Genomic DNA, 12,428 nt, shown 5'->3' on the forward strand with positions numbered 1-12,428 from the left:
GTCATTTTCTATCAGCTGTTTTGGAATAGAGCGATGCTATGTTGTCTCCTGTCCAATAAAAAAGAGCTTTAAGATTACGATAGGATTGTACCTGCGTTGGCAGCACATGTGGTTTCTAATTTTCTCAATCCATAGGTTGATTTTTTAATACCCACTGCATTACATGATTCGCAAAACAAGTTGCTAAAATTACCACTTATTCACACTTATATTATGAAATGAATTTTCTATAAGATGTTGATTTATTTAACTTTTAATCTTTTTAACATCTACTATAGTACATTTATTTTGTATAAAAACCATAAAAAGGTTAACAATACGTTAATTTCTTGATAAAAGGGGCCAATTCAAGAGTGGTATATACGCGAGGGGAATCATTTAAAAACGTAAATTCTTCCGTTGCGTACAAAAAGCGTGATGTGGTTTTTACAGTAGTGCTTAACAGAAATAAGTGGACTGAATAGATGCCTTCAAATAGAAAAAAGAAAATTACTTTTATGATTAAACCAACACTTCAATTGTTTTCTATGATTGTCATTTCTCAGTCACTGGTATCTTGTTGCGCAAGCCAAACTATGAATTTTTCAATAAAAGATTCCTATCATAATAAACCAATTAACGTAAACACTTCTGTACTACCTCAACAAGTATCCAATAAGAAGAATCAATCGGAAGAAAAAAAGCGTGGACGAGCGATTGTTGGTAAACCTTATCAAATAAAAGGAAAGTGGTATTATCCTCAAAGTGATCCAACTTATAAACGTGTTGGCGAAGCATCATGGTATGGTTCAGATTTTCATGGACGTTTAACTGCCAATGGTGAAATTTATGACATGAATCTTTTGACTGCTGCTCATCCTACAATGCCTTTACCTAGCTATGCTCGTGTTACTAATTTGAAAAATGGGTCTTCAATCGTTGTTAGAGTGAATGATCGCGGACCTTTTATGAAAGACAGAATCATTGATTTATCAAGGCAAGCTGCGGCAATATTGGGGTATGTAGATAGGGGGGTCGCAGATGTTAAAGTAGAATATATTGCTGAAGCACCTGTTGGCTATTATGATGCTGCATATTTAATGTCCTCTTATACTCCTGGAAATGCTGCCCCATATTCATTAGCGTTGGAAAATGTTGCGAAAAAAAGAGAAACTGTTTTGTTAAAAGAGCAGCGCAATACAAGGAACAAAAAAGAAATAGCTAAAGCAGCTGCTGTTGAACAAGAACAACGTAATAAAACTGTTGCAGTTAAATTGCCAGAAATTGGTCCTATCATGGTTGATAAGCCGATACCATTCGATCAAGTTGCTTCTATGAATAAGCTAAATAAAAAAACAAAGGTTAATTGGCTACAACTGTTTTAAGAAAAAATGCATTGATTTTTTATCTATATAATTTTCTAGTAAAAAAGGTAAGAAATTACGGATTTAGTGTAGGATTTTTATCTTAAAGCGCTTTGTCCTTTTCAAAAAGCGTGGTTGGGTTCTATTATTATAAATTCAGTACGGACTTTCCACTCCATTGCTGGTCTATTCGTCGTTTTATGATATTGCTTGCTTAATAAAGCGTGTACTTTTCTTGCTGTAATAGCTTTTGCTAGACGAAGGTAAATTATTGTGTCAGTCTGTTTGTGTAATCTCTAAAACAACTTGTACAATCGATTTGAGAGGAATAAAAAGCTTAACAAGTAAAAAAATATTCTCTTTTGATTCGGCCTTGCATCTTTCTAAAGTATCTACGGTAATATCTTATGAAAAGATTATGCATTATCTCATGCTTTTGTTTATCATGTTCTTTAATGGAGTAAGTTCCCTCACGAAAAACAGAGCGTCTCAAACAAAATACACTTACATTGCCAATTCATGGACTTATTTAAAAGAGACATACTTTAACACGCTACAAGCCTATTTTGCGACAGCGCCTGTGAATGGTATAACTGTTAACGCCTTTAGACATCAGCATCTTTACACTTATGAAGATATAAATCGACACCATCATACACTTTGCAAGTCCCCAATGTTTTGTGCGATAATTCTTAACACTTGAGAGGTTTATAAGAAGTATTTTTACTCTCTTTTTTAATAATTTTTATCCATATACGAACCCTACTTATGACCCGTAAGTAAGCGATTTTTAATGAATTCAATATGAGAAGAGGGGATGAGAGAATCTTACAGTATTTTGAGTTAGCTTCAATTTTAAAATGATAATTTATCATAACAAATCAAAATACTATCAATAAAAATAGGAAAAAATCTTTTGTCTCTCATACATTTAAAATGTTAAACTGAACCTACATGGAAGATAAAAAACGTGTCATATTATTTTTTCTAAAGCTAAATGAAAATAAAATCTTTTTATGAGTTGTAAATAATTCCTCAATTTTCAGAAATCAAAAAGTTTTTTCCTATATAAGATTCTTTATGTTGATCTTTGGGATGGGAGGAGCAGCTATGTATACAGCATTAAGGATCTTATTGATATTATGGGGAGTATTGGCATTTGATACGTGGGGGAGAGCACAAGATTTTCAAACTCCCGCATCACAACTGTTATTACTCGATGATGATACAGAGACAATACTTTATGAAAAACAAAGTGATATTCCTTTTTTTCCTGCTTCATTAGTAAAATTGATGACAGCAGAAGTTGTATTTCATCAATTAAAAAAAGGATTATTAAAAAGTACGCAGAAATTCAAGGTCAGTGAAAATGCTTGGCGCAAAGGTGGAGCACCTTCCGGTACAACCACTATGTTTGCAAAGATAAAGACAGAAATCAGTGTTTCTGATCTTTTACGTGGTTTAATTATTGTGAATGGAAATGATGCTGCTATTATTCTTGCTGAAGGAATATCAGGACATGAAGATCATTTTGTAAAACTGATGAATCAGCGCGCAAAAATAATCGGATTATCTCAGAGTCATTTTGTTAATGCTACAGGGCTACCCGAAGAGGGACAATTTGTAACTGTGCGTGATATGATTATATTAGCACGTCATATTGTTCAGGAATATCCGGATTATTATGCACTTTATTGTGAGCCTCATTTTACATGGAATAATATTTTTCAACGTAATAAAAATCCTCTTATTTCTAAGGAAATTGGTGTAGAAGGATTTGGTTTTGGCTACAGTGAAAAAGAAGGTTTTTCAATGGTTGCCACCATTTCTAAAAATCATCGACGGCTTTTTTTAGCAATCAATGGTTTGCAAGATGGTAAAAAATATACAAAAGAAATAGAACGCATTCTTCAATGGGGGATGACGGCATTTGATCTCAAAACAATTTTCACAAAAGAAGAAACGGTTGGTCGTGCTTCTGTTTACGGTGGTAAGAAAAATTTTGTTCCACTCATTGTTAAAACACCAATAAGTTTTATGCTTTCGAATGAAAAAAAAGTAAATGTTAAAGCAAAAATTAAATATCATGGTCCATTGAAAGCCCCCATCGTTTCTGGGCAATCAGTTGGTGTTATTCAAATTTTAGAAGATAAAAAGGTTCTTCTGGAAAAACTAGTTTTTGCCGGAATGAATATTCAGGAAGGAAGTTTCTTTGCAAAAGTAAAAAATGCATTCTATGAAATAACAATTGGATGGTTACGGAAATATTTGTAGTTACGCGCTAATAAGGTTAAGGTCATACGTGTCAGGTTATTTTATTACATTCGAAGGAGGGGAGGGGGTAGGAAAAACGGTGCAGATTTCTTTACTTGCTGAGTCTCTCTCTCACCAAGGTTATGATGTTGTTACAACACGAGAACCAGGAGGAACGCCAGGAGCAGAAGCAATCCGGCATATTTTGTTGTCGGGGCAGGCGCAACAGTATGGACCGTTGATTGAAGCTGTTTTGTTTACAGCTGCACGCGCTGACCATTTTCATGAAGTTATTGCACCTTCTTTGCAAAAAGGTAAAATCGTTTTATGTGACCGCTTTATTGATTCTACACGCGTTTATCAAGGACTCAATAATAGAGTCAGTTCTTCTCTTCTTTCTGTTTTAGAGTGTATTGCGCTCAATGGTATTTTGCCTCATTTAACATTTTTATTAGATATGCCAGCAATGTGTGGTATGAAGCGTGCAAATTTACGAAGAAAAAAAACAGAAGAAATTGATTATTTTGAAAAAGATCAGTTGGAAATTCAAGAACAAAGACGTCAGGCTTTTCTTCAATTGGCCAAACAAGAACCCCATAGATTTCGAGTCATTGATGCCACTGGCTCAGTGGAAGCTATTGCTCATCAAATAAAAAATATTTGTCATCAGGTATTGTTGGATCAGCTTTCATGAGTAATTTAAATACCTTACGCCAATATGATGATATTGATACAATTTTATCACCATCCCAGAACAATGTTATCTTTGGTCATGAGGATGTGCGTCATTTTTTGACACAAATGCTTAAAGAAGAGCGTTTGCATCATGCATTATTATTTGAAGGAGAATACGGGATTGGAAAGGCTACATTAGCCTTTCATCTTGCTTGGAACATTTTAAGTTTTCAACAGAGTTCTTTCTTGAAACCCGATCCTTATTCTACCCCATGGCGCCAAATTACACAAGGAAGTCACCCTGGTCTTTTGTATATTTCACGTCGATTTGATGTGAAAACACAAAAGTTTAAAACAGGAATACTCGTTGATGATATCCGTGATATTATGCATTTTTTAAGTCGAACATCGCAAGATAATGGATGGCGTATTGTTATTATTGATTCTGCAGATGATATGAATAGAAATGCAGCAAATGCAATTCTCAAAATACTTGAAGAACCACCTACAAAAACGTTATTTGTTATTATCGCACATTCTTCAGGAAAATTGCTTCCAACAATCCATTCACGGTGTCAAAAAATTTCTTTTCGTCCGTTGAATAACGATGAAATGAAAAAAGTTATTATACATATTTTCGCCGATCAGGATTTACCTGATGAAAAAACAATTGAAATGATTATTAAAAAATCTAAAGGAAGTCCTCGAAAAGCCGCTTTACTTATTTGCCATGGCGGTCTTGAAGTTATTAAAACAATTGATGCTCTCCTAGAGAAACCTGTTTGTAACGCAACAATTGTACATACTCTTGCACAAACATTTTCATCTGCTTCTTCTACATTCCAATTTCAACAATTTTGTGATGAAATTCTTAATAAAATTCAAAAAAAAGCTATCATGCTCGTTGAAAAGGGAGACTTATTTCTCTCAAAAAAATATGCGGAAAAATGGCAGGAGATTCATCAAGAAATAGAGGAAATACAACTGTTTAATCTCGATAAAAAGCAGTTTGTTATTAACTTACTTTTTAAAGTTCATAAGATCATTCATGAGAATTAGTTTTTCCGTGACAATGCGATGAACAAGCGTTATGTCATTATATCTTCTATTTATAGCGTTTTACAACGAGTATGACATGCGTGACACATATTACATAACAACTCCCATTTTTTATCCTAATGGTGCTCCACATATTGGACATGCTTATAGTGCCATTGCAAGCGATGTTTTAGCCCGCTTTCAACGGTTAAATGGAAAAAATGTATTTTTTCTTTCTGGTACAGATGAGCATGGTCTCAAGATGCAACAAACCGCAGCTGCATTAGGCATGACACCTCAGCAACTTGCAGATCGTAATAGTGCGGTGTTTCAAAAAATGCTTGCAGTATTAAATTGTTCTAACGATGATTTTATCCGTACGACAGAAGAACGCCATTATCAAGCTTGTCAAGAAATTTGGAAAAAGATGGAAGCAAATGGCGATATTTATCTCGGTCGTTATACGGGGTGGTATTCGGTTCGCCAAGAAGCCTATTATGAAGAAAAAGATACGGAAATTGGAGCAGACAACATCCGTCGTGAGAAAGAATTAGGCTCTCCAGTTGAATGGAATGAAGAAGAAAGTTATTTTTTTAGACTTTCTCATTATGAAAAGGCTCTTCTTGAATATTATGAAAAACATCCTGATTTTATTGCTCCATTTGAGCGGCGTAATGAAATTATAAGTTTTATCAAATCAGGTTTAAAAGATATCTCTATTTCACGCGCAAGTTTTAACTGGGGAATTGCTGTTCCTGAGAATCCAAAGCACGTGATGTATGTCTGGGTTGATGCGCTTACAAATTATCTATCAGCAATAGGTTTTTTCAATGAAAATTCAAAAAAACGTGATTTTTGGCCTGCAAATACGCATATTATTGGTAAGGATATTATTCGTTTTCATGCAGTCTATTGGCCGGCATTTTTAATGTCTGCTGGAATTGAATTGCCTAAAAATATTTTTGCACATGGTTTTTTACTTAATCGTGGTGCAAAAATGTCAAAATCTATTGGAAATGTCGTTGATCCTTTTGAAATGGTTGATCATTATGGTCTTGATCAGGTCCGTTATTTCCTTCTCCGTGAAGTGCCATTCGGACAAGATGGTAGTTATAGTCATGAAAGCCTTGTGAACCGTATTAATGCTGATCTTGCTAACGATCTTGGTAATTTAGCACAGCGCTGTTTGTCTATGATTGCCAAAAATTGTAATGCACAAGTCCCGAAACCAGCTTCATTTTTAGCTCAAGATAAACAGCTTTTAGAACAATCTCTTCAAGTACTTGAAACTGTACACCAAGCTATGTCTTCTTATAGTATGCATTTAGCACTTTCAGCTATTTTTTCAATTGTAGCAGATGCCAATCGCTATTTTGCCAACGAACAACCTTGGAGTTTACGTAAAAACGATCGAGAACGATTTTCTACAGTTCTTTATATAACTGTAGAAATCTTGCGGAGAATAGGAATTATGCTTTTGCCTTTCATACCCCAATCAGCAGCGAAACTTCTTGATAGCCTTGCGGTTGCTGAAGATGATCGGTTATTGTATCATATAAGTCATTCAAAAATTCAAGAAGGGCTTGATCTTCCACCACCAGAACCAATTTTTCCTCGTTATATCTTGAAGAAAGAAGATACTCATCATGTTGATTGATACACATTGTCATCTTGATTTTGAAGACTTTTCACAAGATTTGGATAATGTTATCCAACGGGCTTTAGATACTGACGTTAAACGTATGATAACAATTTCAACCCATGTTCATAAGTTAGATAAACTGTTAGCCATTGCGCAAAGCTATGATCAAGTCTTTTGTTCCGTTGGAACACACCCCAATCACGCGCATGAAGAACAAAATATTACAGCGGAAGAGCTTATACAGCTCTCGAATCACCCTAAAATTGTTGCGTTTGGGGAAGGGGGCCTTGATTATCATTATGATTACTCTACACCAGAAGAGCAAAAGAAAGTTTTTCAAGAACATATCATTGCTTCTCGAGAAACACAGATTCCTCTTGTTATACATTCACGCAATGCCGATATCGATATGGAGAAAATATTACGTGAACAGACAAAAGAAGGAGCTTTTCCCTTTATCCTCCATTGTTATTCGTCTGGAATGCAACTTGCTCGTGCTGGAATTGAACTTGGTGGTTATATTTCTTTTTCGGGTATTCTTACTTTTAAAAACGCACTTGAAATCCGTGAAATAGCAAAAATTGTGCCCCATGAGCATTTGTTAGTGGAAACAGATGCTCCATTTTTAGCACCTAGTCCCCATCGGGGCAAAACAAATGAACCATCTTTTGTATGTTATACAGCAGCTGTTTTGGCTGAAACAATTGGCTTAAGCATTGAAGAAACAGCTCAAATAACAACGCGTAATGCTTTTCGTTTATTTAGCAAAATGAAATAAGGCAAAAGATATGTGTGATCAATACCGATTTACAATATTAGGTTGTGGTCCTTCTCCAGGAGTGCCAAGACCTAATGGTGATTGGGGAACATGTGATCCGAATAACCCTAAAAATAAACGCTACAGAAGTTCTTTATTAGTTGAACGTATTAAACCTTCAGGAGGCAAAACAACGATCGTTATTGATACAGGTCCAGATTTTCGCTCACAAATGATCGATGCGCGTGTAAGCCATCTTGATGCTGCTCTTTACACGCATTCTCATGCAGACCATATCCACGGTATTGATGATTTACGCAGCTATGCACTTGCACAAAAATGTTTAATAGATATCTATGCCGACAGATTTACACTAGAGCATCTCAAAAGTGCTTTCGGATATTGTTTTCAAACTCCAAAAGATTCATCTTATTCTCCCATTTTAAAAGAGCATCTTATCAATGAAGATAGCCAATTTATTATTCAGGGGCAGGGTGGAGAAATAAGCGTCAATACACATTTACAACACCACGGAAACATTCATTCCTTAGGTTTTCGGATTGGGAATGTTGCCTATTGTACGGATGTTAGTGAATTTCCTGAAAAAACTTTATCCAAATTAATGGATTTGGATGTTCTCATCATTGAAGCTCTTCAATTTAAATCCCATCCGAGTCATTTTTCTGTTGATCAAGCATTACAGTGGATAGAATATTTAAAGCCGAAACAAGCAATACTCACACATATGGACAGATCGCTGGATTACAATAAGGTTATAAATTACGTTCCATCCTATGTAAAACCTGCATATCAAGGTCTTACTTTCGAAACAACTGCATAAGCTTATTCATACAATATTTTACGTTAAATAAAGTTTTTTGAAGATTATCCTTTATTTTGTTTTATTTTTGACATAAATGTTACTTTTTTATGTTTAAAATGAGGTTTTTATGTATAAGAATTTTAAGCGGGGTGTATGTATTGTGGTTTTAGCGGTTTCCTTAACAGCATGTGGGGGGCGTTTAGAAAAAAATATTGCAACGACAACATTACATGACGGATCAATGAGTTGTGCCGATATTCAACGGGAGTTTTTTGCTAATAAACGTCAGATTAATGATACAATTAGAGAGCGTTCTACAGCAAGAAATAAAAATGTAGCTTTAGCAGCGGCAGGTGTTGTATTTTTACCTGCTCTATTTTTTATGGATCCTAAATCCAGTGAAAGCAATGAAATTTCGGCTTTAAATAATCGTAATGCTGTTTTGAGTGATCTTGCACGTATGAAACGTTGTAAAATAGTACAGTAATTTTTCTTATTTATCATATGTAATTTCATTTTTTGGTCTTTAAGGAATATACCTTAAAGACCAAATCGAAATTAATGGATTTGGATGTTCTCATCATTGAAGCTCTACTCACACATAATTACAATGTGGTCGTAAATTACGTCCCATCCTATGTAAAACCTGCATATCAAGGTCTTACTTTTTAAACAGATGCGTGAACTTATTAACGAAATATATTTTTGTTGATAGTATATTTGTTAAAATTTTAATCTTACTTTTGCTCTATTTAAATCTCATTAAAAACATTTTGTGTTAAAAGTGAGGTTTTTATGTATAAAGAAAATTTTAAATGGGGTGTATGTATTGTCGTTTTAGCGTTTTTTTTGACAGCATGTGGGGGGCGTTTAGAAAAAAATATTCCAGTTACCACATTACATGATGGAACAATGAGTTGTTCTGATATTCAACGGGAATTTTTTGCTAATAAGCGCCAAATCGATGCTACAATTAGAGAGCGTTATAAAGCAAGAAATAAAAATGCGGCTTTAGCAGCAACAAGTCTTGTATTTCTTCCTGCTTTGTTTTTTATAGATCCTAAATCCAGTGAAAGTAATGAAATTTCAGCTTTAAATAACCGTAATGCTGTTTTGAGTGATCTTGCACGTACGAAACGTTGTCAAATAGCACAATAATTTTTCTTAGTTTTATTATACGTAATTTCATTATCACTATCACTATTTTTGGTCTTTAAGGAATGTACTTTAAAGACCAAATTTTATTTTAAAAGTAAATTGTATGATATAAATATGATGATGTTTTAAAGGAGGGTTTTCTTTTTGGATAAAGGATTTATCTTCTGCATCATATTATCGCATAATATATATTATGGAACTTTATGGAAAAGTATAGCTAGCATCAGCGTTTTGAGGAACGAAGCTTTAAAATGAGCTACTTAAGTTAACTAAGATCGAAAATCGAGCCTGTTATTCTGGCTCGAAAATTTTAATCACAATGTTTTTTTATTTTTTACTCTTTTAAAAAAAATAATTACAATTTGTAGTACTATAAAAGCTAAAAACAATATTCCATGAAATGATGGTACAAATGGCTGATAAATAAAATCGGAATAATATATTGTTATTGCTTCAATCAACGCTGCAATACACCACACAATGATACCCCATAGTGAATACATCCAAAGTCCAACTAAGGCAATAGGATAGAGAATAGCCAATATAGCTGATGCAAATTGCCACTGCCAAGGCATAAGATCAAAACGCCATAGAATACCTGGAAAAACCCCAACAAGGCGTATCCAATAACAAATACCTAGAACTAAGCAAATAAATGCCAAAAACCGTAAGTAACAGTTATAGATTAAATTGATTTTTGAAATCTGTTTGTGAGAATTATTTTTCACAATAATAACTCTTGTTCAACAGGTTGGAAGTAAGAATCTACCATTTCATCTGTCACATTTGAAAGTTTATCTGGTTGCCATTGAGGTCTTTTATCCTTATCGATTAACATAGCACGTGTACCTTCATAAAAATCATGTGAATGAATCATATGATACGCTATGCGGTTTTCAATTTTCATACAATCTTCCAACGTTTGAGATGAATTTTGTTTCATTTGTTTCCAGATAACTTTTAAACTTGTTGGAGAACGTGACTGCAAAATATCATAACATTCTTTAGCAAATAAAACATCTTCATTGCTTTTTTTATGTAGCAACTCAAGACATTCTTCTAAGGTATGTGCACTAAAACAAGTGTTAATAATACAACGTATTTCATGACTTGTTTCATAGTCTTTTGTAATTGCTCGCTCGTTTAAAGCTAAAGTAGGATCTCCTTGCTCAATAACAGCTTTTCTAATCATATCGAATTCAGTTTCAGCAACGGCGTGTGTTGCTAATCCTAAATTTAAGCAATCTCCCCACTTTATACGTGCGCCCGTTAATGCAAGATAGATACCAAAATGATTGGGAAGAGATGGTAAGAAAAAACTTGCACCTACATCTGGGAAAAATCCAATCGCACCTTCTGGCATAGCAAAAACTGTATTTTCTGTAACAATTCGATGCGAGCCATAGAGAGAAATACCTACCCCTCCTCCCATCCAAATACCGTTTAAGAAAGAAATGTAGGGCTTTGAAAAATGTTTGATATAAGCATTTAAACTATATTCATTTCTAAAGTATTGACAAGCAGCAGCACTTTTCCCCATATGATAGATTTCTACAACATCTCCACCAGCACAAAAAGCACGCCCTTCCCCTTCAATTAAGACACAAGAAACATTATCATCTGTTTCCCATGTTCTGAGAGCTTTTTTTAAAGCTGAAACCATTCGTTGATTAAGAGCGTTTAATGCTGAAGGACGTGTGAGCTTTATAATACCAGCACGCCCTTCTTTCGTAAAAGAAATATCATCATCTGCTCCAAAATTAATTTGCATCTCACACCCTTCTTAAAACAATTATTTCATTGTTTTTTTATACTTTTTGCCCCAAGTTTAGGAAATATTTGCATGATTGCGCCAATACAATATATATAAATTCCTGTTACCGAAATTCCTATTTTAACCCAATAGGGAGCCTCTAGTTGATAAAAGAAGGCAGAAATACCAAAAAAACACCATAAGAGAAAAATGGGAAAATTAATTCTACGTAAACGAAGGACTCTTACTGGATGAATAAAATAAATTGGCAAAAAAGATATAATCGCCGATAAAACAATAATGATAAAAGTAATCCACTCTCCTGGTCTGACGACAAAAAGCGTAAAAATCATCATATTCCAAACAACAGGAAATCCTTTAAAAAAGTTTTCTTTGGTTTTCATACTAGTATCTGCATAATAAATAGCAGATGAAATAACAATAATTGCACTCAATGAAAATGATAATCCTACCCCCATGAAACCACTTTGATAGAGTGCAAAGGCAGGAATTAAGACATAAGTCACGTAATCAATAATATTATCTAACAGCTCTCCAGACCATGTTGGAAGAACGTACTTAACATCAAGTTTGCGTGCAATTGGTCCATCTATACCATCAACGAGAAGAGCAAGCCCAAGCCAACAGAACATAGCTGTCCATTCTTTTTGAGAGGCTGATATAAGAGAAAGAAACGCTAAAAATGATCCCGAAGCTGTTAGTAAATGAACGGAAAAGGCCTTTGCTTGTGGCATTGTTACTTTTTTATGGCGTAATAATTTAGCATTTGTTTTGATTTTCTTTGTTAATTTACGTTTCAAGGTTTTCTTATCCTCGTTTTTAAAGTCTTCAACCATCTATCAATACGCCATTTTTTAACGATGATATAACTCAGCATTTAAAAAAATCATAAAAAGGTTACTTTTTTATATCGCATTATTTATTACATACTATAATAATAGAAGAGCTTCATATAATAAAAAGAG

The 12,428-nt window shown here is 34.1% G+C and carries 12 protein-coding genes and 2 pseudogenes; 10 read left to right on the top strand and 4 right to left on the bottom strand.

Features of this window, described 5'->3' with window-relative positions; translation table 11 throughout:
* Position 1: 1 nt before the first annotated feature.
* Positions 2 to 188: pseudogene (locus ACFINH_RS04245) on the bottom strand (integrase); the annotation flags it as partial.
* Between the two features lie 276 nt (positions 189 to 464).
* Here ACFINH_RS04245 and ACFINH_RS04250 point away from each other — a divergent pair.
* The 10 genes and pseudogenes from ACFINH_RS04250 to ACFINH_RS04295 all read left to right on the top strand — a co-directional run bounded on the left by ACFINH_RS04250 (position 465) and on the right by ACFINH_RS04295 (position 9,689).
* Entirely contained in the window at positions 465 to 1,364 is a 900-nt protein-coding gene (locus tag ACFINH_RS04250; RefSeq protein WP_375632223.1) for a septal ring lytic transglycosylase RlpA family protein, read from the top strand.
* A 1,089-nt stretch (positions 1,365 to 2,453) separates the two neighbouring features.
* Complete coding sequence (locus ACFINH_RS04255; RefSeq protein WP_375632224.1) at positions 2,454 to 3,617, top strand: D-alanyl-D-alanine carboxypeptidase family protein; 1,164 nt, start codon at positions 2,454 to 2,456, stop codon at positions 3,615 to 3,617.
* Positions 3,618 to 3,645: 28 nt separating this feature from the next.
* Positions 3,646 to 4,290, top strand: a complete 645-nt coding sequence (gene tmk / locus ACFINH_RS04260; protein ID WP_375632225.1) for a dTMP kinase — start codon at positions 3,646 to 3,648, stop codon at positions 4,288 to 4,290.
* Positions 4,287 to 5,330: a DNA polymerase III subunit delta' gene (locus tag ACFINH_RS04265; protein WP_375632226.1), complete on the top strand. Its 1,044-nt coding sequence runs from the start codon at positions 4,287 to 4,289 to the stop codon at positions 5,328 to 5,330. Before tmk ends, ACFINH_RS04265 begins: the two co-directional genes overlap by 4 nt.
* A 76-nt stretch (positions 5,331 to 5,406) precedes the next feature.
* Positions 5,407 to 6,966: a methionine--tRNA ligase gene (metG, locus tag ACFINH_RS04270; RefSeq protein ID WP_375629838.1), complete on the top strand. Its 1,560-nt coding sequence runs from the start codon at positions 5,407 to 5,409 to the stop codon at positions 6,964 to 6,966.
* Positions 6,956 to 7,729, top strand: coding sequence for a TatD family hydrolase (locus ACFINH_RS04275; protein WP_375632227.1), 774 nt, complete (start codon positions 6,956 to 6,958; stop codon positions 7,727 to 7,729). Before metG ends, ACFINH_RS04275 begins: the two co-directional genes overlap by 11 nt.
* Before the next feature lie 10 nt (positions 7,730 to 7,739).
* Entirely contained in the window at positions 7,740 to 8,549 is an 810-nt protein-coding gene (locus tag ACFINH_RS04280) for an MBL fold metallo-hydrolase (protein ID WP_375632228.1), read from the top strand.
* A 109-nt stretch (positions 8,550 to 8,658) separates the two neighbouring features.
* Complete coding sequence (locus tag ACFINH_RS04285; protein ID WP_375632229.1) at positions 8,659 to 9,018, top strand: hypothetical protein; 360 nt, start codon at positions 8,659 to 8,661, stop codon at positions 9,016 to 9,018.
* Between the two features lie 56 nt (positions 9,019 to 9,074).
* Positions 9,075 to 9,203: pseudogene (locus ACFINH_RS04290) on the top strand (MBL fold metallo-hydrolase); the annotation flags it as partial.
* A gap of 123 nt (positions 9,204 to 9,326) precedes the next feature.
* The gene (locus ACFINH_RS04295) at positions 9,327 to 9,689 is read left to right on the top strand and encodes a hypothetical protein (protein WP_375618144.1); all 363 of its coding nucleotides are present in this window, start codon (positions 9,327 to 9,329) and stop codon (positions 9,687 to 9,689) included.
* Between the two features lie 314 nt (positions 9,690 to 10,003).
* On the opposite strand, the gene ACFINH_RS04300 is transcribed toward ACFINH_RS04295, so the two are convergent.
* Genes ACFINH_RS04300 through pcsA form a run of 3 tightly spaced genes read right to left on the bottom strand, consistent with a single transcriptional unit; the run spans position 10,004 to position 12,299 of the window.
* Positions 10,004 to 10,417, bottom strand: coding sequence for a DUF6163 family protein (locus ACFINH_RS04300; RefSeq protein WP_375632230.1), 414 nt, complete (start codon positions 10,415 to 10,417; stop codon positions 10,004 to 10,006).
* On the bottom strand, positions 10,414 to 11,460 hold the full coding sequence (locus tag ACFINH_RS04305) for an enoyl-CoA hydratase/isomerase family protein (protein ID WP_375632231.1): 1,047 nt from the start codon (positions 11,458 to 11,460) through the stop codon (positions 10,414 to 10,416). Before ACFINH_RS04305 ends, ACFINH_RS04300 begins: the two co-directional genes overlap by 4 nt.
* 26 nt (positions 11,461 to 11,486) lie before the next feature.
* Positions 11,487 to 12,299 carry a phosphatidylcholine synthase gene (gene pcsA / locus ACFINH_RS04310; RefSeq protein WP_375632232.1) on the bottom strand — a complete coding sequence of 271 codons (813 nt, stop codon included), beginning with the start codon at positions 12,297 to 12,299 and terminating at the stop codon, positions 11,487 to 11,489.
* Between the last annotated feature and the right edge of the window lie 129 nt (positions 12,300 to 12,428).

This window comes from Bartonella sp. AA74HLJMH (assembly GCF_042197045.1).
Classification (GTDB): domain Bacteria; phylum Pseudomonadota; class Alphaproteobacteria; order Rhizobiales; family Rhizobiaceae; genus Bartonella.

Bases quoted from the DNA above. Each gene is read 5' to 3' on its own strand.
- ACFINH_RS04250 (WP_375632223.1), top strand. From the start codon at position 465: ATGCCTTCAAATAGAAAAAAGAAAATTACTTTTATGATTAAACCAACA.
- ACFINH_RS04280 (WP_375632228.1), top strand. From the start codon at position 7,740: ATGTGTGATCAATACCGATTTACAATATTAGGTTGTGGTCCTTCTCCA.
- metG (WP_375629838.1), top strand. From the start codon at position 5,407: ATGCGTGACACATATTACATAACAACTCCCATTTTTTATCCTAATGGT.
- ACFINH_RS04265 (WP_375632226.1), top strand. From the start codon at position 4,287: ATGAGTAATTTAAATACCTTACGCCAATATGATGATATTGATACAATT.
- ACFINH_RS04305 (WP_375632231.1), bottom strand. From the start codon at position 11,460: ATGCAAATTAATTTTGGAGCAGATGATGATATTTCTTTTACGAAAGAA.
- ACFINH_RS04295 (WP_375618144.1), top strand. From the start codon at position 9,327: ATGTATAAAGAAAATTTTAAATGGGGTGTATGTATTGTCGTTTTAGCG.
- pcsA (WP_375632232.1), bottom strand. From the start codon at position 12,299: ATGGTTGAAGACTTTAAAAACGAGGATAAGAAAACCTTGAAACGTAAA.
- ACFINH_RS04285 (WP_375632229.1), top strand. From the start codon at position 8,659: ATGTATAAGAATTTTAAGCGGGGTGTATGTATTGTGGTTTTAGCGGTT.
- ACFINH_RS04255 (WP_375632224.1), top strand. From the start codon at position 2,454: ATGTATACAGCATTAAGGATCTTATTGATATTATGGGGAGTATTGGCA.
- ACFINH_RS04275 (WP_375632227.1), top strand. From the start codon at position 6,956: ATGTTGATTGATACACATTGTCATCTTGATTTTGAAGACTTTTCACAA.